General features: G+C 55.4%; 12 protein-coding genes and 1 pseudogene. 8 read left to right on the top strand and 5 right to left on the bottom strand.

The features are described from left to right. Window position 1: 1 nt before the first annotated feature. The 5 genes from VJ464_11620 to VJ464_11600 form a co-directional block, all read right to left on the bottom strand. Window positions 2–5,884, bottom strand: coding sequence for an RHS repeat-associated core domain-containing protein (locus tag VJ464_11620; GenBank protein ID HKQ05773.1), 5,883 nt, complete (start codon window positions 5,882–5,884; stop codon window positions 2–4). A 79-nt stretch (window positions 5,885–5,963) separates the two neighbouring features. Then, the gene (locus tag VJ464_11615; GenBank protein HKQ05772.1) at window positions 5,964–9,452 is read right to left on the bottom strand and encodes a LamG-like jellyroll fold domain-containing protein; all 3,489 of its coding nucleotides are present in this window, start codon (window positions 9,450–9,452) and stop codon (window positions 5,964–5,966) included. A gap of 661 nt (window positions 9,453–10,113) precedes the next feature. Further along, window positions 10,114–10,977, bottom strand: a complete 864-nt coding sequence (locus VJ464_11610; GenBank protein ID HKQ05771.1) for a hypothetical protein — start codon at window positions 10,975–10,977, stop codon at window positions 10,114–10,116. A 74-nt stretch (window positions 10,978–11,051) separates the two neighbouring features. Continuing rightward, complete coding sequence (locus tag VJ464_11605; protein HKQ05770.1) at window positions 11,052–16,280, bottom strand: RHS repeat-associated core domain-containing protein; 5,229 nt, start codon at window positions 16,278–16,280, stop codon at window positions 11,052–11,054. Between the two features lie 378 nt (window positions 16,281–16,658). Further along, on the bottom strand, window positions 16,659–17,372 hold the full coding sequence (locus VJ464_11600) for a Crp/Fnr family transcriptional regulator (GenBank protein HKQ05769.1): 714 nt from the start codon (window positions 17,370–17,372) through the stop codon (window positions 16,659–16,661). Window positions 17,373–18,016: 644 nt separating this feature from the next. Here VJ464_11600 and VJ464_11595 point away from each other — a divergent pair. From VJ464_11595 to VJ464_11560, 8 genes and pseudogenes are all read left to right on the top strand, one after another. Beyond that, a pseudogene (locus VJ464_11595) lies at window positions 18,017–18,427 on the top strand (site-specific integrase). 264 nt (window positions 18,428–18,691) lie between these two features. Continuing rightward, window positions 18,692–19,834 carry a site-specific integrase gene (locus tag VJ464_11590; GenBank protein HKQ05768.1) on the top strand — a complete coding sequence of 381 codons (1,143 nt, stop codon included), beginning with the start codon at window positions 18,692–18,694 and terminating at the stop codon, window positions 19,832–19,834. 101 nt (window positions 19,835–19,935) lie between these two features. Continuing rightward, the gene (locus VJ464_11585; GenBank protein ID HKQ05767.1) at window positions 19,936–20,919 is read left to right on the top strand and encodes a hypothetical protein; all 984 of its coding nucleotides are present in this window, start codon (window positions 19,936–19,938) and stop codon (window positions 20,917–20,919) included. A 137-nt stretch (window positions 20,920–21,056) separates the two neighbouring features. Further along, window positions 21,057–21,293: a hypothetical protein gene (locus tag VJ464_11580; GenBank protein HKQ05766.1), complete on the top strand. Its 237-nt coding sequence runs from the start codon at window positions 21,057–21,059 to the stop codon at window positions 21,291–21,293. Window positions 21,294–21,396: 103 nt separating this feature from the next. Next, complete coding sequence (locus tag VJ464_11575; protein HKQ05765.1) at window positions 21,397–23,733, top strand: DUF3631 domain-containing protein; 2,337 nt, start codon at window positions 21,397–21,399, stop codon at window positions 23,731–23,733. Further along, on the top strand, window positions 23,730–24,065 hold the full coding sequence (locus VJ464_11570; GenBank protein ID HKQ05764.1) for a hypothetical protein: 336 nt from the start codon (window positions 23,730–23,732) through the stop codon (window positions 24,063–24,065). Before VJ464_11575 ends, VJ464_11570 begins: the two co-directional genes overlap by 4 nt. A gap of 88 nt (window positions 24,066–24,153) precedes the next feature. Continuing rightward, a complete protein-coding gene (locus VJ464_11565) occupies window positions 24,154–24,465 on the top strand; it encodes a DUF6788 family protein (protein ID HKQ05763.1) in 312 nt (103 codons plus the stop codon). Then, window positions 24,462–25,313, top strand: coding sequence for a hypothetical protein (locus VJ464_11560; protein HKQ05762.1), 852 nt, complete (start codon window positions 24,462–24,464; stop codon window positions 25,311–25,313). The genes VJ464_11565 and VJ464_11560 overlap by 4 nt, the downstream gene beginning before the upstream one ends. The last annotated feature ends 51 nt before the right edge of the window (window positions 25,314–25,364 follow it).

Here is a 25,364-nt window from a genome sequence, read left to right as displayed (position 1 = left end):
CTCACGGCTGATTGTACCAATACCATCGGCCTATTTTTCTGATGGCTTTTCGAATCACACTCCTATTGGCATCGACAACACGCCTTTGAGTAGGGCTTAGTTCTGGATCTCCAGCAAGAGGCTTTCCATTTTGGCCTATCCTTGTATTTGGCCCTTCACCACTAACATGCGCATGTGGGGGACCATGATCGCCGCTGCGATAGTTATGAGAAATATTGACACCGTCCCCGTCGGCGATATTTTTAGGTGGCAGATCGGGCTCAGTAAATCTACCTCCATCTTTTGTAGGCTTAGGGGTGTTCCCGCCACACTGATTATGGACGAGGATACCAAGCTGGGAAACATAGTAGCTGTGGATGCTGGCGACTTCCAGATTGTAGACGGCGAACTCACCCTGCCGCCTGGTTACAGATTCAACCTCAACAATGCCGCCATCCTTCGTCCGCAGCTTTGCCCCGCGCGCCAACTCGCCGGCTGCCGTCCAGCCTCGCCCTTCTACCCAGAAAGGGTGTTCCGGCGTCGCGGTGATGGTAATGCCGCCGACACGAAGGTCAACGACTTCCGCCGCTGCGCGCGCGAACGTGCGGCTGACAGTCTGAGTCGCCGTGACGGCTTGGACGGGATCAGTTGAGATCACCTGCTCGCCGGCAGCGATTTGCTCTATTGGTTTGTAGCCAGTCGCGGTCAAAACCAATGTCCCTGCCACGAAGCAGGGGGTTTTCGAGCCATTTCCCGCTTCACGTTCGGCTTCTCTGGCGGCCGCACCTTCGGCCCCGCCCAGCTCTTCTTCCATTCCCAGTATCGGGTCTGCTACGGTTGCAGCGATCATCGCGCCAACGCCCGCGGCAAAGCCCAGCTTGTAACAGATCGAGTTGCGATTGGCCGGGCCGAATATATCATCTACGTCTGGAATGACGTGACCGTCGACGATGCCTGTGGGACTCGGTATGTGGGGGAACGGGTTGGTTGCATCACTGAACCCATGAACGAAATCGCCGAAGGGACTGCCGTCAAAGGGACTCAGCCCCGACGGATCACTGAAGTTGATGGGATTGTTATAGGCATAGGCGTAGATGTTAATGCCGCCAGCTAGGCCAATCGGGTCTTCGCTGATGAAGCGCTGCAAGGAAGGCGAGTAGTAGCGTGCCCGGTAGTAATAAAGCCCGGTGCCGTCATTCTCCCTGCCGGTGTATTGTGTCGGGTTGCTGGAGGCCGTGCCACTCGCCGTCGTCTTGCCGAACGGCTCGTAACTGTAGCTGGTCTGCACCACGCCATTTGAATCGGTCAGGGCGATGGGCGAGCCGAGCGCATCGACCAGCGGACTGGTTGTCCCCGATGCATCGCTGCGGCTGAAAAAGTGATCCGTGCCGCCGGTCAGGACGTTGGCGCTGGCCGCGCCGCCAGTCTGCTCCTGCACGATATTGCCGCCGCTGTAGAGCAGGCTCGTGGTCGTGCCATTGACCGTCTTACTCACCCGTTGGCCTACCGCATCGTAACTAAAGCTGGCACTCAGCCCCGGCCCGCTAACGGAAACCAATTGATCTCTGGCATTCCAGCCATAGGTGTTGACACCATCGCTCGTCAGATTACCGTTTAAATCGTAAGTCAGCGTCTGTCCGCTAAAGCCCGTCTGCTGATTGGCGTTGTTGTATGCGGTTGAAGTCACCGCCTGTGGCAAATCTGTATGCGCGAAACTGCCGCCGGTGCGGGTCTTCCGGCCTGCTGCGTCATAACCGTAAGTCAAATTACCTAGCGTCGTCGCGCCCTTTTTGTAGGTGATGCCGGTCAGATGCGAGGCCCCATCATAGCTGTACTCGTTGGTTACGCCGTTCGGTTGCGTCTGTGAGGTCAGACGACCGATGTGGTCATAACTCATGGTCACGGTCGCAGTGCCTTGCTGAATCTGCGTCAGCCGGCTGGCATTGTCGTAAGTGTAATTGACCGTCGCCTGCCCCGGCACGCTCATCGTCGCCAGCCGCCCGGCTGCATCGTAGGTGTAGCTCACCGTACCTCGTGATGAGGCCTCGCTGGTCAAATGGTCGCGGTTGTCGTACCCATAGGTGATCGTGCCGGACGCCGAGTCAACCACCTGCGTCAGACGGTTCCCGGCATCGTAGGTGTAACTGATGGTCGTTGAGTCGGCGAACGTCACCAGTTTCAATCGGCCCAACGCATCATAGGTATAAGTGGTGACCTGCCCTTTGCGGTCAGTGGCCTGGCGCAGATTTCCTACTTCGTCGTAGAGGTAGCTATCATTGTGCGAGAGCGCGTCGGTGCGCGTCGTGCTCTGATCCAGGTTATTGTAGACGTAGCTAATGACGTTGTTGCGAGGATCGGTCACGCTCAGCAGGTTGCTGTTCCCGTCGTAACTGAGACTGGTGCTGCCTTGCGACGGGTCTATTGCCTGCACTACCCGATTGAGAGCGTCGTACTCGAGCCTGACGGTATGCCCTACCGCATTGCTCACACTCAGTACGCGGCCCGCCGCATCCACAAACTGAGTGATGCTATTTCCTAATGGGTTGGTTATGCGAACCAGGTCAGCACCGTTGTAGTCAAACGTCCAGGTCTTTCCCTCGGCATTAGTCAAGCTCAGCACCTGCCCGACAGCGTTGTACGTGTAGGTCGCCTGATTACTGAGCGGGTCTGTAACACTGGTTAAATTGCCATTGCTGTCATAAGCAAAGTTACTCGTGTGATTGAGCGGGTCAGTCACGCTGGCTACTTGGTTGAAAGTGGGTTCGTAAGTAAAAGAGGTCGTCACCGCTTCCGCAGTCCCGGCCAGCCGTGTAAAGCTCGTTACATTGCCTGCCGAGTCGTAAGCGACAGAAGTACGTCGCCCGAGCGCATCCGTCAAGCTCAAGAGCAGGTTGGTCCCCGTCTGCCACTCGAAGTTGTAAGTCTGCTGTTCCGATTTGCCCAGCGCATAGGTTTCGCTGAGAATATAACCGCCGGAGTTGAATGTCACACGCCGGATATTGCCGCGCGGATCGGTAACATCGGTTTGCGTGACTCTGCCATTGGCATCAAGTGTGTAGGCGAACTGGTACGTTGTGCCGTCCGCCTGCGTCTGCTTGCTTACCCTTCCGTTTGTGTCGTATTCATTGGTGAGATAGAGCGTCCCTCGTGCGTCCCGGATAGTTAATATTCGGTTTGCGCCGTCATAGGTGTATTGCGTCACACCGCCGTTGGCATTGGTCACCTGTGTTAACCTGCCGTTTGCATCATACGTATAGCTGACCGTCCTGCCGATATTGTCTTTGGCTTGTGTGATGTGGTAATTGGCGTCGTATGTGAACTCTACCCACCGGCCATTAGGTGTTACCAATCTGCTGACCCTGTGGCCCTGTAAGATGCCGTTGAAGTCGTTGATGCGCACAACCGACAGCTTATTGCCATTGCGGTCGATAATTGCCTCAAGCGGCGATACCTCTCTGCCATCCGCGGTGAAGCGGTAGACGGAGCCATCTCTCAGCTTGATGTCCCAGTGCGGCAGCGCCCCGCCATAGAAGGTCAGTAGAGCTTTATAAAACGCTGTGGGCGTGGTTGTTGCCTCCATAATGGCACCGTCGGGGCCACTCCCAGCAGATACCCGGTCGAAGCGGACCTTGCCGCCATCCGGCAAGATGACTTGCGCATAGCTATAGCTAGTCTGGTCACCGACCAGGAACATCTCGTAAGGGTGGCGGGTGCCGCTGCCGAACGGTCGCCACTTCGGATCATTCGGACGATACACACGGGTCAGTGAGATGGGAATGATGTCCGGCAATACGAGGTCAGTCTGGGTATAGACAAAAAGCCCACTACCTAAGTCAACCGGATCACCGTCCAGAGGGGAACCTCCTGGCACCGGGCCATCCGGCTCATTCGGGTCGCCGATTGAAGCGCAGGTGAACAGGTGAATCGTCACCCCCGCGTCGGGCACGATCTGCTTGCCGTCGGCGCTCACCGTGCCCTTGCCATAGGTGTACCAGCCAACTCCGTCTGCCGCGTAGCCCCAGAAGTCAATGCGCGTGCCCGCCGGCACTTTGCCATAATTCGGAAAGACCAGCCGCATCCCCGAACTGAGCGTGCCATCCTCGGCCCTGACCGTCGTGCCGCCCAGTTGCAGGGTGAAGAACATCGGGAACTTCACACCTACGGGCCCGGGGAAGGGGCCGCGATCCAGAGGAATCGGGGTGATTGTGAACGAGCTCGCCACCTGCCCGTCGACATCGCGCAGCACCGTCTTCGGCGGGATATGTACTTCAAGCCCCGGCAGCAGCGGCGTGGCGGCGACCAGTTCTTTCTTAATCGGCGACGGGACGTGAATCGCGTGCTTGGTGTCGAGCGCCGGCATCCAGATCGTATAGGGCAGGACGTTCGTGACGCCGCTCTTGGGCACGTCGACGGCGATCATGAAGAAGCCATAGGTCTCCTTAGGCGTGCTGGCCGGGCGGCAGTCGACGATCAGCGTGCCGCGTCCGGCGGCCACGCCCGTCAGGATAAATCGCCCCGTGTGATCGGTCGTCGTCGTCTGGTTGCCGAGCCGCAGGATCACCTTCTCAAGCGGCCAGCCATCCAGTCGCAGCACCTGGCCCGACAGCGCGGTGATGCCGGTCCCGGTGGGCGCTTGAAACGCCGGCAGGTCTTGCCAACTGGAACGCGGGTAGTGGCTGGTCCAATCGCCATTTAAAGCCGCTTCCCCCGGAACCCAGACGTGATCGCGCGGCCTCTCCTCTGCCGCCGCGGCGAACTGTATGGACACGGGCTGGATCGGCGAGCCGGCGCTGTCGGTAGCGCCGTTGATCGACAGGGTGTAAAGCGTGGCCGGCAGCAGCGGCGCTTCAGGAGTCACAAAGGCAAGCATCCCGCCTTCTGCCGGGATGATCTTCGCAGAGACCGCGCCGCTCGGCGATGAAAGGGTGACCGTAGTGGCGTTCACGGTCTCGACTCGTAGTGCTTTCGAGAAGCGCAAAGCGATGCGCGTATCGAGCGCCACATCCGCAGCGCCATTCTCAGGCAATGAGGCGGCGAGGCGCGGCGTGTCATTGCTAGAAGATTCCGGCAGCGCATCAACGGCGACAATGCGCGCCGCATGACTCGCGGCCCGGTTCGCCGTGACGCCTTTGGCTCTGTCGCCGGCCATGAATAGCTCGCCATTTTGCAGCGGCGTGCCAGCACTGTTGAAGCCGCTCCATAGCAGGGCGTTGCCATCGGCCAGCAGCCTCGCGGTGTGGCCATAGCGTGCATTCAGGAGCTTCGCGGACAAGGTTTCAACCGACCCGGTTTGCGAGTCCCATAATTCAAGCTTGTTAGTTGCTTTACCGTTCTTAGACAGGCCGCCGGCGATGAGCACCCGCCCATCGGTCAACAGGGTGGCCGTGTGATGCGCCCGCGCAATCAAGCTCGTCGCAGGTAAAAGATCAAACCGTTGTGTCGTCGGGTCGAAGAGCTCAACCGTCTCTACTAGCTTGCCATCTGTGCCGACCCCGCCGCTGATAAAAACCTTGCCGTCCGGGAGCATCGTTGCCGAATGCCAGGCGCGCGCGAATTGCAGCGGTGCTGAAAGAGGAATAGCTTCATTGGCGCGCGGGTCTTTGATTTCTGCTGATGCCAGCGGGCCATCAATCCCTTCTCCACCGATGATCAACAGGCGGCCATCAGGCAACAGCGTCTGCGTCCGGCCTTCCGGCGATGACTGCGGCTTGCCGGCTCTCTCACGCCCGCTCGCTCTGCTGTAGGCTGTAGGCACCAGCTTTCTTGCGCCGGCTTCTTTGATCGTGGAAGGGTGGCTTCCGAGGTTACTTCTCGGTTTGATTTCAGCAGCAGAAGCCGGCCACAGGCTGGCCATCAAACTGATGCACAGACTCGCAACGACGCTAATGTTGAACCGCTTTCTCATTTCAGCCTCTTCAATTCCTTATCTGCTCTTGTTGGACAAACCCCTTCGCGTGTAAGCGATTTCTGTACGCACCCCCACTTCAAGGGCTGGTTACCGTGACGCTGACGCTGCCGGTATTGGCATTCCTGGGATCGATGAGGATGGTGTAGGTCCCCGTCGTCGGCAATGTCTGGGTTGCCAGGCTGAAGCTGCTGCTGCCTGACGACGTTGAAGTCAGTATGGTGCCGTCAGGCTTGAACAGGGTGACCGGCAGATTCCCAAGCGTGTTGCTCGTCAGCGAGACCGTGACCTGCTGGCCCGACGTGCCGCTGAACGTGAGCTGCGCATTCTGCCCCGGCGTCGTGGCCGTGACCGACACCGATGAGCCTCCGACCGTTATCGTCCCGCTCACATCAGCCGGCACGTCATACAGCGTCAAGGTCATGTTCCCCGTATAGAGGTCAAAGGGGTCAACGAGAATCGTGTAGGTGCCGGTCACCGGCAGGCTGGTAGCATCGATCCATCCTCCGGCGCTGCTGTTGGCAGTAACGGAGGTGAGCGTCGTGCCGTCCGGCTTCAGCAGGCTTACAGAGGTCGTGCTGCCAATCGTCACGCTGCTGATGTTGAGGCTCAGCCGCTGTGCGGCAGTGCCGCTGAAGGTGAGGCGGGCGTTCTGTCCGGGGTTGCCGGCGGAGACGGTCACCGCTGACCCGCCCGGCGTGATTGTCCCGGTAATGTCGGAAGCGTCGTAAAGCGCCAGTGTGAGGGTGCCTGTGCCTGTGCCCAGCGGGTCGACGACGGCGGTGTACGTGCCGTTGACCGGCAGCGTCATCGTGTCAAGGAAGGCGACGCTGGAGGAGACCGTCATAGTTGCCAGCGCCGTGCCATCCGGCTTCAAAACCGATGCCACCGTATTGGTGTTGATCATGCGGTTACTGATCAGCAGACTGACTTTCTGCCCCGTCGTGCCGCTGAAGCTGTATCTGGCGCTTTGCCCCGGCACCGCGATTGTCACATTGACCGAGGAGCCGCCGACAGAAATAGAGCCGGTCACGTCCGTGGCATCGTAGAGCGTGCAAGTGGCGCTGCCGGTGTTGGCCTGATAAGGATCAAGCAGAATCGTGTAAGTCCCGGTCACCGGCAATGTCTGCGCGTCAACAAACTGCGAGCTCGGCGGCAACGAAGTCGAAAACAACACGATGCCGTTCGGGTTGATGATCGACACGCCACCGACCTGGGCGAATGTAATGCTCGATATTTGCAGGCTGACTTTATGACCGGCAGTGCCGCTGAACGTCAGCCGGATATTCTGACCCGGGACCGTCGTAGCCTTGGTGACCGAGGCCCCGCCGGGCGTGATTGTCCCGGTCACATCCGGGGCGTCATAAAGCGCCAAAGTCAGACTTCCTGTCCGCCCGCCAGCATTGATCAAGATCGTATAGGTCCCGGTCGCCGGTAGAGTCACGGGGTCTAGCACGTAGCCGCCCCCGGCGTTGTCAGCAGAAGCCAGCAGGGTTCCGTCAGGGCTGTAAATAAAAAGGCTGCTGGTAATGCCGCTGCTCACGTAGAGGCTGACGTGCTGGTTGATCGTGCCGTCGAACAGCATCAGGCCGATCTTGTTAGCTGTATTGATCGTGGCGGTGCCGCTGGTACCAACCGACATGCGGCCCGTGAACTCAACATTGGCCGCTGTGTAGGGCGACGGCGGGATGTAAAAGTCCGCACCGCTCACCGCTTTGCCATAGGCAGTTGAAACTGAGATGTGCCCCGATCCAGCTTGCGGCACACTGGTCGTCAGACTCGTCGTCGTCGCCGCGCTGATCGTCGAGTTGACGACGTTGAACGTCGAGCGGTTGTTTGCGGGCGTCGCGTCGAAGTTCGTACCGGAGATGCTTACCGCGGTGCCGGGCGTCCCGATGGTCGGCGTGAAACTGGTGATGGTCGGCGCGCCCGGCGAGGCAGACGTGACGGTGAACGCGGTGCTGCTGGTGATCGTCCCTGCCGGTGAAGTCACGGTTATCGTGCCGGTGGTCGCTCCCGCCGGCACCGCCGTGACAATCAATGACGGGCTCGATGCAGTCACGGTGGCCGTGGTGCCGTTGAAGGTCACCGTGTTCTGACTGGCCGTCGCGCTGAACCCCGTTCCGTAAATGGTGACTGCGGTTCCGACCGGCCCGGCGCCCGGCGTAAAGCGGATGAGCGAAATCTGCGCGGCGGCCTGGCGCGAGATCGACAGCAGGTTGCCGACCGCGTCGTAATTGTAGGTCGCGGCGTTGCCGCTCTGATCGATGACGGAAACCAGCCTGCCGAGATCGTCATACACGTAAGTGATGGGGACTGCCATGCTGAAGTTGACTGTCGAAGTCGCCCCCAGAGTCACCGAGATATTCGCTTGCGTGCTGGTTTCATATCCCGCCGCTGAAGCTTCCACACTATAGGTGCCGGCATCGAGGTTGGTGACCGAGTAGTTGCCGGCGCTATTGCTCGTCGTGGTGGCGATCACAGAAGCGCCTTGAATAATCTTGATCGTTGCAGAGGCGATTGCCGTTGACCCGCCGGCGGCGGTCACCGTACCGGCAATGGTCCCGGCGGCTACAAGCACATTGATACTCACCGCATCGGAAGTGGTTGTCGAGCCCGCATCATCTGTGGCTATGGCTGTCAGAGTATAAGTTCCTGTCGGCGCATTGCTCCAAACGATGCTGTAGGGACTGGAGGTATCCTCACCTAGCTTCGTGCTCCCCTGGAAGAACTCGACTTTGCTGATCGTCCCATCGCTATCGCTGGCGTTTGCCGTCAGCGTGATGTTAGCCGGCGCAAAAAATGTCGCGTTATTGGCCGGGCTGGTTAGCGATACAGTCGGGTGTAGGTTGGGAACATCGGTGGAGTAGGTCGGGCTGTTGACCAGGGAGCCATTGTTGTTATTCCCGGACGAGTCCGCGGTCGTCTGTCCGTCGAATTTCCATAAGCCCCTGGTTTCCGTGAGGGCAGCGAGATTGCGTTGCGGGGTGAAGTCGGAGGTATAGACTACACCGGCCGTAATCCTGACTTCATCGATTAGACCGCTGAAGGTGTTGCTGCCATCATCGCCGCGCGCGCCGATCTTCAGGCTGTTAGTACCAGTACCAGGAGCAAAGGTTGAAGATTTTGAGCCACGCTGAACCCCATCAACATAGACTCGCATCTGGGTGCCGTCGAAGATGCCCGCCACGTGGTGCCAGGACCCTGTGCTGATCGTGACACTACTCTGGATATAGTCAAAGGAACTTCCGTGAATGAGAGTGAAGAATTGAAGATAGCCCCCGGACAGCCTGATAATGTACCCGCCATCATTGCCCGCGCCGGTTTTGTAACGCTCGACGATGCCTTGCTGGGAGGTGGAGTTTGTCTTAACCCATGCCTCTACGGTAATGTTGCCCGTAATGTTAAGGCTGCTGCTGTTAGGCACACTCATGTAGGCACCCGAGCCATTGAGTGACAAGGAATTATCCGTCACGGCAAAGCTCTGCATGCGAAGCGATAAGGCGCAATAGGTCAGGCTGCTCAAGATGATGAAAATCAGCCCCCTGGAGGACAGACGCAGTAACATAGATCAACTCTCCATTCAGGACAAAAGAGATGGGCGCAAGACCGCCGTATTTTACTTATGGCAAGTAAAACTTTCTCTCTTAATTTGGAATGTCAAACCTGTGAGGATGGGGCGTCAGATGGAATCACGAACCGTCGTTTCGTTACTCGAACGCACGAGGTCGTCCCTTGCACCCGAATGATCGGGCCTTTCGACCTTTTTGAATACACGTCTATCTCACCCATAAGAGTGGATAGAAGAACCGAATATTTCCTATGAAAGAAGCGCCGTTGCCAGACCCTTATGCTACGGCGGCCTCATAGTACCACAGCATAAAAAGCAGTCAAGGGAAAAAACGCGGCAAATGGCAGTGTCAGCACTTTTGATTGATTTCGGCTCACAGACAGTTGGTGGCTACGCCTACGCTTCAGACCATAGCTCTTCACCAGCCGGCACATCTCCGTCAGGCTTAGCGTAAAGCCGCGCTCCCTGTATGCCCAGTCGCAAAGTTGCTTGAGCGTACAACGCGGATCATGCTCAATGAGCTCGCGCAGGTAATCAGAGCCGATCTGTTGTCTTATTGGAGGAGGTTGCTGAGGAAGATTTGGCTTACTTCAAAGAGAACTTCTTCTACCGAATTAGGCCCACGACGGTAGGACGCGGCGATGGCAGAAGTACCCAATCAAGGTTTTGGCACGGGCCTGATGGTTCCTGGAGTTATCGCATTTTTTTCAGCACTCCATGGCCCCGTCTTTTTTATCCTGGCAATAGCAAACTCAATTGTGCCGGACAGGGAGCCTGCGATTCCAAACATAGGAGACTCGGGATGGGACCTGGTTTCCGACAGTAACCTTTCGAGGTAAGGCAGTGCCCGAGTGTCACCAATGTCGCCCAAAATCGCTGCTACCCGGAGCCTAACATTGCCGATATGAGTTTGACGGTCGAGTTCATCATCAGGATCAGGCTCATCCTCGTCCTCATCCTCTACCACAACGCGCCAGCCGTAAACCAGTGGCTCAAATCCAAAACTGCGAATTGTGTCTTCGTCAAGGTTCTTAACTAGCTGCGGTACGGATGCTGCTCCAATCTGCTCTAATGCGATTGTTTCCGGAGTCTGGAAAATAAAGCCCGAGTGAGTGATTTCCCAGTGCCTATTCACCATCTCCATCAAGAGAGGGACCGCCTGTTCCGCCTTTAATTTCGCCAGAAGATGGATGACATCGGTCATCAATCTGGAGTTGATTGTAAGGGCATTCAGGCGGTCTTTTGCGGGTTTAGTGTCGGCATAATCGGTGCCTTCCTTATAAAACGTGCGCACCGAGCGAAGGTACTCATCCAGCGCCCGCTGTCCTTCCTGCTCCTTGCCTGGCGAAAATCTCGGGCGCTGGTCATGTATTAACTCCGCGAGCAGGGATGTCAGCTTCTCGATGCTACCGGGTCCCAGTCGCAGAAGCTCATCCATCCCCTCCCCCCTCTCTTTCTCATTCAATGACCATAATTTCTTCATTGCACTATCGGTTTGCGACTGGGGAGTGCGGCCTGGCATAGATAGCCCTCCTAACGAAATCGTGAGCAGCACAACGTAAACTCGTACGGATTGGCCTGACGTAGTCTTCATTGCTATGGCAGCCCCGTGGTACGATAATCCCAGGACCCATCCGGAGAAACGATGCCGTAGTTAAAAACCAGGTCAATTGACGCACGACATCGCTCTCTGTGAAGTTCGTCATATCCTGTAAAAGTATACTTGAAGCGTTCAAAACTTACAGGGTGGAACGCATCATAGCCGAGCCTGAACCGGGGATTATCGGGGTACTTGCGGGCTACGACCGATGGCAAGTAAAGAAGGGCTACGGCTTCTCCGACCCCAGGAATTAAGACTGCTTGCAAGAAAACTCCATAATTGGGAATGTCCCCCGTCTGATCATCAAATTCGCGTTTACCTCCCTTACGTTTGTGGAAGTACGTTAGGTTTTTTTCGAAATGAAACTGAACCTGATAATAGACCAGAATCACTCCTTGTCCTGAAACAGGAGTTTCCTGCCAAGTAAAAACGACCTCGAGGAGATATCCGTAAAACTCGCTAGTCGTGACTGGCCCTGTGACCCTACCCAATGACTCGTTCCGGTAGAAGCCCTGTATTACGTCGCCGTTGTTGTGCAGGCCAATCGCGCAGCGAGTTAAGCCAGTGGGGTCCGTGCTGTTAATCGGATCATTCAAAACATAGGCGTACCTATTCCAACTTTGCGGCGAGCTGGTTTGGCCGCTTCCCCTATAGGGGTCGGGAGTCATAAACTTACTGTCAGCGAAGCTGTAGTGCCTATTCGTCGCATAGTCGGTCCCCTTCTCTCCATCCCTCTCATAGGTCGTCAAATGTATTTTTGATTGGCTCCCACTTTCGGCGAAGTCCTCGCCAAACGGCAGATGCCCCTGCCGGCCAACAACATTGCCGCTCGCATCCAGGGTCAGCCGCGCGCTCAAGCGGTCACTTAGAAAATAGCTTGTTGCGCCGCTCACCACCTTTGCAATCATCTGGCTGCCATTATAGATGTAATCCACCAGCACCGCCCCCGTGCTGCCATTGTGCTCGGCCAGTACCTGCCCGCCTTGCCACACGTAATGCGTCACGCTGCCGCCCGCCACCTTCTTGTACCGCCGGTTCTGATGGTCGTAGGCGTAGCTCGCCGTCGCGCCGCCATCCACACTCACCAGCCGGTTCTCGCTGTCATACATATAGTTGTGTGCCCCATCGTAGGTGACATTGCCGCTGGGATCATACAAATAGCTCGTGCCGTTGACGGCGCTGACACGGTTTGTGGGAGCGCTGCCGGTTCCTGGAAAGCTCGCCGTTTGCACGCTGACGCTTTGAATCTGCGTACCGCCGCTCACCGCATCCCAGACTCCTGTGCGGTTGTTCCAGCGGTCGTAGGCAAAGCGCCGCTGCGCCGTCTGCCCGTTGCTCGTCTGATTGCTGGTCACTAATCTGCCGTAATTGTCATAAGTGTAGCTGGCGCTCTCCGTAGTGCCGTTGATCGTTCCTGACGCGCTCACCATCTGATCCGCATTGCCTGTTGAGGTGCTCACGCCAAATTGGCCGCCGGTGGTCGCATTGTATATGTAGCTCAGATTCACACGGTTGGTGAAAGGCGAAACGGTGCCGGCATTCTGCGAGGTCATCTGCATGGTGGCCGGATCGTAGCCGAATTGCTCGGTCACGCCGTTGCCGAGTGTGTCCCCGTTAACATGCCCGGCAATGTCATAAGTTACATTGTTCATATAACTCATACTGCTCAAGCGCCCGACATTATCATAACTGAAGCCCAGTTGGCGCAGTGATGGATAGGTCGCTTGGGTCATCTGGTCCGCCCCATTATAGCTATAACCGCTCGTATAGCTGCGCGTACCAATAGTCCGGACTGTGCTGGCGATACGAAACTTGCTGTCGAAGGTGTAACGTTCTTCATAATCCGTGCCGACCGCCACGCGGACCAACTTGCCATTGGCCGTCGTCCCATTGTAGCTGTCGTAGTTGTAGGTCACGGTCGGCGCGGTCATCACCCCGCTGACCGTGTTATAACTCATCTGTGTCAAGCGATTGAGTGTGTCATAGGCATAAGAGGTCACCACGCCGCGCGCATCCGTCCTCGTCGCCACCTGATCAAAATCTGTATATGTGTAAGTGGTCGTCCACTGGTTGGCCTGCGTCGGATCGCCCTGTTCGGGGATCTTTTCAGCCGTCAGCCTTGACAGGGCGTCATACTTGTAACTGCGCAGTTGATTACCTTGATTGACCTGCGTCAGGTTGTTGAGGATGTCATAAGTATAGTTGGTCGCCTGCGTCACGTTGCCCGCCGCGTCCTGTTCATTGATCGTTACCAGCCGGCCAAGCCCGTCGCTGATGCGCTGGATTTTGCGGTTCACCTGGTCTATGACCATGACGCTGTTGCCACTGAAGGTATTTTGCACCATCTGATTGTCAGGCGATGTAACAGTCGTCTGCCGCCCGAGCGCGTCGTAGCTGTAATTCGTCCAGTACGAAGGTGACCCGCCGATGGCGAACGGGTTGCTGACGCTCGCTACCCGCCCCATATTGTCGTAGGTGGTGTTCACCTGTCCGCCGTGAATGTTGGTCTCGTGGATCACCCGTCCCCAGCCGTCGTAGTCGGTCGTCGTGGTAATCGTCTTCTGCGTCCCGCCGTCGTCATACGTAACCGTGCTGGTTACTGAAAGCCCGCTGTCGTTGTAGCCGGCTGAAGCAATCTTGCCGCCCGGTGCGCTCACCGAGGTCGCGCGCAACACCCCGTCATAGGCGTTCACCGTCGTCTGCTGGTTCGGGTCTGTAGCAGATTTTACTGCCATGGTGTTGAAGTCATACTGCTTGCTGTAAGTTAACTGGGCTCCGCTAGTGCTGCCTTTCGTCACCTGCTCGGCAACGGCCCAGTTATAAGTCTGGCTGGCCATTTGTGTCTGCTCGTTACAGCACGACAGTTGTTCTTTGACGATGTTGCCATACACGTCGATCTTGCGCAGGTGCGTGTAGGAGAGATTGTTGGCGATGTCATACCACTGTGTCATGCCGGTGACATTGCCGCGCACTGTAAGAGCCGTGTTATACCAGCTCAGATGGCCGGGTGGATTCGGCGGCAGTTGTCCGGTGTCCGGATCGCGGTAATCCTCCATGCCGCCCATCGCCTGATAATCGTCATACGTATAGGTGGTCTTCGCCACCGGCACACTGTCATTAACCATTGAGTCGTAAATATCGTTTTCAATCACCAGGCCGCGCATGTAGGCATTCACGTAGCTGCTGTCCGTCTTGTAGATATTGCGGGTGCGTCGGCGCACCAGCCATTGACCGTTCACCTGATAGCCATAGTCGTACTTGTTCGTGACGTTGCCGTACTGGTCATAGGCGAAGCCGACGAGCGTGCCGGCGCCGGTCTCGTCGCTGTCGTTTACATAAACTACCTGCGGCTCGCCGCCCCCATCGTTGGCGTAGCTGTAAAAGGTCGAGTGCATCGGCGTGCCGTTTGTGCGCTGCGGCTGCACGTAATACAACAGCCCGCCATAGCCGGCGGTCGCCGGGTCGTAGCGCCCCATCGTATAGTAGGTGCCGTCGGGCTGCAGGACGATGAAGACCGTGTAGCCCTGGCCTTCCCAGCGGCTGTACCAGTAGGTCGAGGTCGGCGCGCTCACCGCCGTCTCGGTGCGCAGCGTGAAGGCCGGCGCGTCCGTTAGCGGCCCTGAGGTCGGGTAGTTGAACGACACGTTATTGCTCTCGACGCCGTCCTGAATCGTGTTCGGCCAGCCGATGCTCATCTGCCGCCGCCCTGAGATACTGATGATCTGGCCATAGATTGAATAGCTCGGAATGTAGCCAGTGCCGGTCGCCGGGAAGTAGATATGCTTCAGCGTCGTGATGCTGCCGCCGGTGCCGTGCTCGACCGTCAAGCCGCTGAACGTGCCGCCGGTGGTCACGGTCTGGTAATCGAACTGCACGACGGTCTGCGTCACCGGCTGCTGGGCGCTGCCGCCGAATCCCGGCGCGGTGATCGAAGTCAGGCGGTAGTTGCTGTCGTAGTTGAACTGGATCACCCGCCCCATCGTGTCGGTAATATAATCAATCGCCATCGGCGCAAACACGTCACAGTACTCTTCCGTCCCCACCTGAAAGCATTCGGGCTTGTAGGCGATCTGCACATAGTTGCCGTTGGTGTCGCTGATCGAGGTCGGCAGCAGGCAGTTGTTGACCATCGTGAAGGATGCGGTCGTGCCATCCGGGTAATGCAGGTCGCCACCGTGGCTGCCATTGCCGGTATAGACGATGTGGCTGCCGTCGTTGGTCTCGAAGGGCCCGCCCAGCGCATAGCCACTGCCGGCCCACGAGCCGCTGCCGAGGTAATGGCGCGTGCCGTCCGGGTCTATCAGCATGTATTTGCAGGTGGGGTTGAGACCGGCTGAGATTTCATACGTTACGATACGCCCGAAGCCGAGCGAGAAACCCGGCGCTGGCCAGCCGCCGATGGCATCAAAGGCGACGCTGTTGCCGCGCCGTGACCAGACGCGGCTGTTGTAATAGAGCGCCAGATTCGCACCGATGCCGCGCCCGCCGAGGCTAATGATTGGTGCCGCGAAATTGAAGTTGGAGCCTTCCGGCAGCACCGTGCCAATGCGTGTGCTTTCGGCAGCGCGGTTGCGTGGGTGGCCGACGAGATTGCGCACGTCACTCCACAGTTCATCGTGGATGAGATCGCCGCTACTGCCGCCGCCGCCCATAACCTGTGCCTCTGCCGTCGGCGCGAGATGATCAAGCAGCGCCGCGACGACACCTTCGCCGCTCGAATTGCTTTGGCCAATCGTGTCCGTCCCGTCGGGTCTCAGGGCGTTCTGGTCGAGACGCCACTCCAGATCGGTTTGCCGCGGACGGCTGCCGGGTCGCACCAACAGCGGGGCGCTAGCCGAGACGTTGCCGGCATGGCAGGTCAGGCGCACGAGCCCGGGGTGCAAGAGGTGGGCGTAACCGGCATCATCAATCTGCACCTTGTCGGTGTCGGAAGATTCCCAGTCGAAGCGCACGCCTTGAATCGTTTCGCCGCTAGCGTTGAGCGGCAACGCGCGGAAAGCGACCTGCTGGCCGACGTAGCCGACGAACTTGCGGGGATTGATCTGCAACTGGCTGACGTAGGCGAGGCGGTCGGCGAGGGTCTCCGGGTGCGCCACGGCTGCATTAGCCGTGAAAAAGGATGAGAACAGCTGCGCATAAAGGTTCATGGTCTTGGCCGCGACGGTGCTGATACCTGCCGAGACAGAGACGGCGAGATCACGGGCGAGCTGCGGCGATGGAACCATAAGAAAACTGAATAATAGAACTAGCGCCGTCAGGCTTCTGAGAAACGAACGCCGATAACCCTTGCGAATAGAATGAGAAAACGCCGCAAATAGGCGGGGGATAGAACGAGAATGATTCCGACGCATAACTCTCCTCAAGGCAAATGTAAAGGACGCCCTCAAGAAACCGGCAGACAAACTGCCTGCCAGATGAAAAGGGATTTAGATGACTAAATGACTACACCCTACCCGTTGTTCGGTTTAGCGGAGCGGATCAGTGAACCTGGATTGGGCCTGCGAAATTCCTTCACTCCATCGTGCGAAGGAACAACAATCTTATATATAGTTCAAAATACCTGTCTGTTCCCCAGGGAACATAAGAGTAAATATTCTTAAGAATCAAATATCCGCACTTTTTTTGTAGGTTTCTTTGATGATCGAGTAACACTCGCAAGAAGTCGCTTCCAGACCGGGGCGGTCTAACACGACGATGCGGCCGCGCTTGTAGCGGATCAGCCCTTGCCGTTGCAGGGCATTGGCCGCCTCGGTGATCCGCTCTCGGCGTGAGCCGAGCATATAAGCAATATAGTCCTGGGTGATCAGGAACTCGTCAGTCTTGACGTGGTCGCGGACTATGAGCAGCCAGCGGCAGAGTCGCTGCCTGATGCTGTGAAAGCGGTTGCAGATGGCCGACTGGGAGATCTGTTTGACGAGGGCGTAAGTATGGTGCAGCAGTAGGTCGTGCAAGCGGCCATGACGGTTGAACTCATCTTTGAGTCGCGGCACCCGCAGGGCCAAAGCAGAGCCGGGGATCTGCACTATCACACGGTAAGGGATGGTCTCGCTGCCCCAGATAATGGGGGTACCGAGCATCCCCGCATTGCTAACCATAGCGACTTCAATGATCTCCCCTTCAACAGAGGTTGAGAGCAAAGAGAACATGCCTCGGTCTGGGAAATAGGCCAAGCGGATAGGAGCGTCTGTGTCATAAATCACCTCACCTTGCGCTAAGGTGACCGGTTGCAGGTAAGGTGCGAGCCGGTTATACTCCGGGGCCGGCAACGCCCTCAGGATGAAGTTCTTCGTTCGGCGGTTATCTGGTGGCTGACTCATAATCTCCTCCACTACCTTAAAAGTGATGCGGAGTTAGATATTATTGCAAAATACCAGTTCCGGGTTGGGGCGAAGTCCCGGCGAGGACGTACCAGCCCAAAGGCGTCAAAGCTGGGCAGTATGGAATTCTGGCGGAACTTCTGAAGCCAGGGTAATGGAGAGCAGACGGGACATCATTTTGCGATTGCTACCCTGGCAACCATTGAATGTGGCGGGCCACGAGTGGGGGCGGCTATCGAACCGCACAGCGGAGAGGACAAGGGCCAGCTTTCCTTAATGGACAGACTGGCCTGCTCTCCTACCCGAATTGGATATTTTCGTCTAGCAACTAAGGCAAGGGACCATTGGGGTAGACGTGGGGACGTTGGCTGCGGAATCTACTCAAATCACAGCCCTGTACCAATCGGCACATCGCCGTCTTGCTCATAGCAATACCGCGCTCATCGCGCCTCTTGGCGATACCGGTAGTGCTCCTGTAATTCGCACCCGATTGCCCTCAAAGCTGATCTCTCTCACGATATAACGCAGGAATCGCTGCCGTTCCTGTAGCGAAAAGCGATTGAGCTTCTTAGCGATCACCTTACAATAATCAGCAACGGATTTCTGCGCCTCCGGCAATGAGCTAGCGTCGGGCTGCTTTCCTAACGAAGACGAAGACGGGCAAGGCGCGCACCGTGCCGATGAACGCCAGGGTGAAGGATGAGCTCGTCGCCCTGATGGAATCGGCTCCCGACTCCGAGTACATTTTCGTCAACCCTAGAACGGGCAAGCGGCTCACTGACATCAAGAACGCATTTGTTTCAGCATGCGAGGATGCCGGCATCGAAGATTTTCACTTCCATGACTTGCGGCATACGGCAGCGACGAGGATGGCTGATGCGGGAGTGGATGCCTTCACTATTGCCGAGATACTAGGGCACGCCACGCTACACATGACCAAGCAATACACTCACGCTTTAGACCAGAACAAGCGGCGGGCTGTAGAAAGTCTCGACGGGTACGCTGAAAACAATTGTCTCAAGTTTGTCACAAACAAAGAAAGGCAGGCCGTATGACCTGCCCTGACTGTTTGAGTCTAAAGTGCGCCCGGCACGACTCGAACGTGCGACCTTTTGGTTCGTAGCCGATTCCCCGTTGTCTTTCATTGTCTTTGACTGCCCAAAAACTATTCATTTTTCTGGGGAATTCTCTCTTTTTCGTATATAATCGTCTTCGGTTGTATATTGGTGTCAGCCTTCAATGTGTGACCAAATGTGTGACTGAAAATGTGACCGGAGACCTTTTGGTACAGGCCAAAGGTAGCGAAGGGGAGGATAACAATGGCGCGTAATCGTGTAGGATCGGCTGTTTGCAAAAAGATCAATAAGGGCAAGAAGACAGTAAACATATGGTATGGACGAATCACTTACTTCGAGGGCGGAAAGCGGGTGGAGAAGCGCCGTCGTGCCGAAAGCAAGAGTGATGCGAAAGAGATTGCCAAGCAAATGCTCAGAGAGCTTGATGATCATGGCAGCCGTCCGCTCGACGCCGCACATATGACGTTCGGTGACTTGGCTGATTATTATAAAGAGACTTACTTGCAGCCCGCTCAATATGTGGGAGGACGAAAGATCAGCGGGCTTCGCGCCCTCAACAGCGCGCTATCAATGTGGCAAGTCGTAAAGGACTATTTCGGTAAGAAGAAGCTGCGAACCCTTACGCATGGCGACATCGCCAAGTATCGAACCATAAGACTCAACACGAAGACCATACGCGGCAAACAACGCTCCATCACCTCGGTCAACCGAGAATTGGAATTGATTCGGCGCATGCTCAACATCGCCGTACACCAAAGCTGGATCATCCGAAATCCCTTCAACCAGGGCGATGCGCTTATCAATAAAGCCGACGAAACCAAGAGAGAACGAATCCTGACGAAAGAAGAAGAGGAACGATTGCTTGCGGCTTGCACCCGGAGGCGTGAACACATCAGGCCGATCATTATATGTGCGCTCGACACGGGAATGCGGCACGGCGAAATCCTTAAGCTGAAATGGGCAGATGTTGATTTCACTGGGGAGCAGATTACTGTCCAGGCTTTCAACACAAAGACGATGCGCGAGCGACAGGTAGGGATAACAGATAGGCTTGCGAGAGAACTACAGATGCTTTACGAACAGTCTCCGAAGATTGATGACCTACTGGTGTTTGGGATCGAAGATAATGTTAAAAAGGCATTTGACGCAGCCCGCAGAGATGCCGGCTTACCAGATGTCAGGTTTCATGACCTGCGGCACACGTATGCTACTCGGCTGAATGCCGCAGGCATCTCGCTTCCAGAAATTGGAAGGATTCTTGGCCACACCCAAGCCAATACTACCTATAGATATGTGAATGCGAATGCAGAGACCGTGCGCCGAGCTGCTGCTGTGCTCAACGCATTTAATCAAGCTGATGAGAGCGGGCAGCCAGTGATAAACTGATATTGGTTGGCTTCCTAACACCGGCGTCTCGAATCAGTGGATAGCTACATTATTCTAAATGTGATGCGGGCCAGAACAGTCGAGCATGGGAGAAGGATAGAGTGAAGCGCAAGAAAAACGATGATTCTACTGATCTCAAGCGAATAATGATTACTGGCGCAGCGGAAATTTCGATGCGCATTATGGCACTCTCGAATCAAGGTCTCCTTAGTTACACACCTGACCAATTATTACCCGATGACAACCCCGATCTTAGTTTTCTAGTCGCTACAGCAGTAGTTAAAACACTCGCATGTGATCTACTTGAACAGGATGCCCGCTATAAGAACCAACGCCAGCAATTGGAAGCTACAGTACGTGCGATAATGGCACAAAGCAGCGATAGCCAAATAACTATAGATCAAATCAATCAAGCTATAACAAATGCGTGTGAAACTGTGGTTGCAGAGAATCAAGAGATCATTAAGAGAGAAGCTGAAAAGCGGATACCTAAAGCCCTCGAATTCATAAAGGATAAATACAAAATCAGGTTTGAATGTATGATGAGCAGCCTTGTGGTAGATTCGATCAGCTCGGTATCGCCAATTGCTGTAGGTCATGATCTTGTAAACGCTTTTCATGCGCTCCAAAGCTGGGTAGTACAGGAGGACTTAAAATTGCCAAAGAAAGAAGGGGTTGGCGTAAAACCAGACTATAACCTCGCTGAGTTGCCAGATCATTATCATAATCTAAGGGAGATTTGGACATCCGCGAAGCGAGACGCCCAAAAGGCCCAGAAGAATCATTTACTCAGAGCCAATTGGCGCAAGCGCATACAGGCATCGTATTCTTATGATCTGCCTGATGACCTAATTGAGTGGTTAAATGAGAACGAGCAGGAAAAACGAGCCATACTTGAGGCTCGCATCGATTTGAAATTCCTTCCTCAGAAGCTGAAAAAAGGGCTGGAGCTTTGTAAACCTTCCGAGATTGCTCTGGAACATTCGGCGCGTCTTTGCGGCGTACCTCCTTACTACTATTCCTTGACGTGGCTGTTTGAAGTATTGAGAGAGAAACAGGCACTATGGTTCAAGTCCCCAGCTTGAACCATAGCAAAAGTGCCCCCTAATGCTATGGTATAAAACCGCCTTATATTAGCCATTCGTCCTTTGCTCACCGCCTCGATAAAATCACCCCTACGCACAGATAGACGTGCAGATACCGAAATTGCGGAGGGGAGACAATGAGCATAGCAACGGCAGAGTTTGCAGCAATATCCGATGGCTTGATGAGCGAAAAAGAATTCCTGCAAAAGATCAAAATCTCACGCGCCACACTTAACAAGTATAAGAGCAAAAAGCTGATTACTTATTTCAAAGCTGGCCGTCGAATCCTTTATGATGCACAAAGCCTAGAGGACTTCAAAAACAATTGCGCCCGGTGCATCAAGGCGAAGCCGCGCGAACAGCGTAGCAAATGAGGGCGGCATTTGCCCCTGCTATCCGGCCTCACTAATCCACAAACTCGAATGGCAAAGAATGCGCGATTGATGTGTACATCTTGATAGTTGAGGATAAAGACCGTTGCAATACGCGATTTCACTATTCAAAAACAAGCACGACAAGCTTCCACAGCTTGTACATCGCAGTTGGTTTGGTATGTGCAAGGAATTCGCTCAACCGTCTGTGCGTGCAGAAAAGGATGGCCCGTTATTCTCACCCGCAACATTCAGCGCACCTGAACGGAAGAAAGCAAATGTTGTTGAGCTTTCTCTGCTGGTGCTCGACTATGACCATCACGCCAAGATCAATGAAGACCACCAGCCTTGGCTGAACTTGGGGCTATGCTTCGCGGCCTATACGACTCATTCTCACTGCCGCGTCACCGATTCAAACCCAAATGCAGAAGACCGCTTTCGTCTTATCCTACCCCTATCTGAACCGATACCGGCATCTCTTTACCCTTTGCTCTGGCAATGGGCTTCCCAGGTTTCGGGCGGCAAGATCGACCCGCAGACTAAAGACGAATCTCGAATGTTCTACATCCCGGCGAAAGCTTCCCCTAATGCGCCTTATGAATATCACATCTTAGACGGCAAGCTTCTGAATTGGCGTGAAGTTGTCAAAGCCACCGGAGAGCTATCAGAGCTAGCTGAAGAGTCCAACGCCAGTTCAGATTATACAACTTGGGATGATCTTAACGCCGAACTCAAGCGCCGCATCATGAGCGATCCTACAGCCAAGCTAAACGGTGATGGCTTTTACCATTGCCGCGCACGTTGCCATGTTCCCAAGAGTGACGCAGGCATTATGTTCAATCCTGCCACTGGCGCGGTCAAATGCCAGAAAGGTTGCTCTCACACCGCATTGCTTCGGTCTTTTGGTCTGCCTGAACAGCCGAACGGTAAAGGCAATCATTCCCAATCCCGCAGTAATACGAGCGATGATGCTCTGACTTCGCTCCGTAGTCTCGACGAGGGCGCAACGATGTCTGACATTGAAAAGGCGCTTAGAGATTTCTCTGCTGCTGTGAGAAGAATTGACGATATTGCGCGAGGGGTCGCGCGCGAAAATGCCATCAGGATTCTCAGAGAGCACGGCTGCTCAAGCCCTGCCCGACTGGTTGATGCTGCAATGCCAAAAGCTCAGGATGAACAGAAAGAAACGAAAGGGCTTACGCTGCGCGATCCTGATCTTTGGCCTGAGCCGGTTGACGGCTCAGTGCTACTCAACGAAATCGTTACTTTGCTTCACCGCTTTGTCTCAGCAACAGAGCATATTTTTAATACCGTCGCTCTCTGGATCGTCTACGCTCATGCCTTTGATTCCTTCGATATTTCTCCTTTGCTTGCAATCACAAGTCCAGAGAAACGATGTGGCAAGACCACGCTTCTTAATCTCTTTCCGGCTCTCGTCCCGCGCCCGCTATCTACTTCCAACATCACCCCAAGCGCGCTCTTCAGGACGGTTGAGAAGCACTGCCCAACGCTGCTGATCGATGAGGCAGATTCGTTTCTCAAAGACAACGAAGAATTGAGAGGGATTTTGAATAGTGGTCATCGCAAATCCCTTGCCTACGTGATTCGAGCGACGGGCGAAGAGTTTGAGCCGCGAAAATTCGCCACGTGGTGTCCGAAGGTCATAGCTTTGATTGGCGCTTTGCCAGATACTCTTGAAGACCGCGCGCTGGTCGTTCGACTTGAGCGCAAGCGCGCAACAGAGAAAAAGGAGCGGCTTCGTTCTGATCGAATGGGCGAACTTGAGCTTGTGTGTAGCCGCGCTGCTCGATTCGTTTCAGACCTGAAAGAAGAGCTTTGCGCCTCCGACCCGGACATACCGCCTGAAATCACAAATGACCGCGCACGCGATAACTGGCGACCGTTGCTTGCCATTGCCGATGCTGCCGGCGGTGATTGGCCGCGACTCGCTCGCGAAGCCGCCCGCGCGATGACAGGCGCAGAACCTGAATCCGACTCACGGGGAACACTTCTACTCAGAGACCTCAAAGCGATCTTCGATGAGCGCCGAGATCGCCTTCCTTCTGAAGAAATGGTTCAAGCTCTTATTGAAATGGAGGGACGACCTTGGGCTGAATGGCGTAATGGCAAACCGCTCACCAAAAATGGCTTGGCTCGGCTACTGGCTCCTTTCAGAATTCGCCCAATTAAATGGCGGGAAGGCAACGACATACTGCGCGGATATAATCGGAGCGATTTCGAGGAGGCTTTTGAACGCTATCTGGAAATCGAAATGCCACAAACGCCACACGGCCCAGATTCAATGACTTATAAGGAATGGCAAACGCCACACGGTGAGGGTTCTGTGGCGGATGAATCTAGCCTTAACTATATGAGAGCAAAAGGTGTGGCGAATGTGGCGGATGGCAAAATGGACATGGAGCGAGAAGTATTCGAGATATGACTGTTTTTAGACTTTTGAGCGATCTTCGCAAGCGAGATGTGCGAATCGAAGCGAACGGCGACCGGCTGCGCATTAATGCCCCTTGCGGTGTGCTGACACCTGAAATGCGCGACGCACTGGTTATGTACAAAGCAGAGTTGCTCAAGATGTTTCAGCAGCCATCCAATCTTCATTTTGCGCTGACGGAAAGTGTTGTGCTGGGCGAGCCTATTGAAGAGCCTTGTTTAGTCGGTTGCGGCTCGCCCGTCAGGTTCTATTGGCAGCAAGGAACAGGCTATGGGTATTGCCTGAAATGCGATACGCATCAACGCATCGAGACGAAGAAACAATAAGGCATGGGGATTGTTACATAGCGGTCAGGCGAAAAAGATACTAAGACGCAGAATGGCACGTAGTAAATCCCGAAATCGATTTTGAAAAATGTTACCCAAGAAAATGGCAATCTGTCAGCAGTTCAGGAAATGCGGCAAGGCCGGCTGCAAGTGCAGCGTCGGCGCTCTGCACGGGCCGTATTTCTTTTTCTTCTATCGCGAAAACGGCAAGCTCAAGAAGTCCTACATCCGCAAAGCTAACGCGGCTGAGTTGTGGGAAGCGTATTCAGCGTGGCGCGCGCTTCAGAAGCGAAGAGCAGCCGACAGAAAAGCATTCATCAAGTTATCCAGAGAGATACGGCGCATCGATAAATTGCTATCTGATCCGTCTCTCTTGACTGCAATTGGAGGTTTGAAATGAGTGAGTCGCTTATCAAGACAAATGAAATTGAGCCCATTACAACGCTCGCGGCCAGGTCATTTGCGCGCGTGCTTGAATTGGAAAAGCGTCAAGGGTCTGCCGGTATTGAAGGCCGCCATTGGTTCGACTCCCTTGAGGATGCGCTCGGCGCTTCGCCTGAAGATGTGACTTGGACAGCAATGGCCCGACTGGAGGAGCAACAGCCGGGCAGCTTCGCCATCCTCTGGGAGCGCCTCAAGGAATATGCTCGTGATGAGTTGGAAAGCGGCCAGCGGGCGGCCTCGGTTGCGGTGGGAGACCATCGGGCCATTTCACGGGCAAGGTTTCTGGTGCTGCGCGAGAAGTACATCACCGAATGGCAGCCGCGCAATGTCTTGGAGAGCCAGATGATTGACGCTATCTGTCAGGCGCAGACGATTCGAGAGTACTGGATGAGATTGGCGACTGAGCGGGTCGCAGTGGAATGTGAGATCGAGCGATTCTGGGTCGAACACAATGGCAAGCGCAGTGAGAAGCGGATAGACGGGAGCGAATCAGCGCGCGAGGCCCGCGAAGAAGCAGAGCGATGGGACAGGGTGTTTATTCGGGCAGTGCGGGCGCTGCGCGATCTGCGGCGCTACGCGGTGCCGGTGACGATCAATAATCCACAGCAGGTGAACATTGCAGCTGACGGTGGCCAGCAGGTGAACGTGCAAAGGAATAAGCACAACAAGAAATCAGCAAAGAAAAAAGCTGGCAATCTCAGCAAGCGCAAGCAGAGTAAAAAGGCTATCAGGCCCAAACAACTCGGCGCAAAGGGAGAGAATATAGAAATAAATCCGGCCTCAGAATCTGTTCAAGTAAAATGAAGCACCTGAGTCAGGGCTATGGTAGCGGCGAACCAGTGGCCCGCCCCATCA

It is taken from the genome of Blastocatellia bacterium, from assembly GCA_035275065.1.
Classification (GTDB): Bacteria; Acidobacteriota; Blastocatellia; order UBA7656; family UBA7656; genus DATENM01.
The sequence above is the reverse complement of the archived record's forward strand: the minus strand, read 5'-3'. Positions and strand labels throughout refer to the sequence as shown.

What these genes read in the sequence shown, in the direction of transcription:
- VJ464_11570 (HKQ05764.1), top strand. Translation starts at nt 23,730, where the DNA reads ATGACTGTTTTTAGACTTTTGAGCGATCTTCGCAAGCGAGATGTGCGA.
- VJ464_11600 (HKQ05769.1), bottom strand. Translation starts at nt 17,372, where the DNA reads ATGAGTCAGCCACCAGATAACCGCCGAACGAAGAACTTCATCCTGAGG.
- VJ464_11560 (HKQ05762.1), top strand. Translation starts at nt 24,462, where the DNA reads ATGAGTGAGTCGCTTATCAAGACAAATGAAATTGAGCCCATTACAACG.
- VJ464_11590 (HKQ05768.1), top strand. Translation starts at nt 18,692, where the DNA reads ATGGCGCGTAATCGTGTAGGATCGGCTGTTTGCAAAAAGATCAATAAG.
- VJ464_11615 (HKQ05772.1), bottom strand. Translation starts at nt 9,452, where the DNA reads ATGTTACTGCGTCTGTCCTCCAGGGGGCTGATTTTCATCATCTTGAGC.
- VJ464_11610 (HKQ05771.1), bottom strand. Translation starts at nt 10,977, where the DNA reads ATGCCAGGCCGCACTCCCCAGTCGCAAACCGATAGTGCAATGAAGAAA.
- VJ464_11580 (HKQ05766.1), top strand. Translation starts at nt 21,057, where the DNA reads ATGAGCATAGCAACGGCAGAGTTTGCAGCAATATCCGATGGCTTGATG.
- VJ464_11605 (HKQ05770.1), bottom strand. Translation starts at nt 16,280, where the DNA reads ATGGTTCCATCGCCGCAGCTCGCCCGTGATCTCGCCGTCTCTGTCTCG.
- VJ464_11620 (HKQ05773.1), bottom strand. Translation starts at nt 5,884, where the DNA reads ATGAGAAAGCGGTTCAACATTAGCGTCGTTGCGAGTCTGTGCATCAGT.
- VJ464_11565 (HKQ05763.1), top strand. Translation starts at nt 24,154, where the DNA reads ATGTTACCCAAGAAAATGGCAATCTGTCAGCAGTTCAGGAAATGCGGC.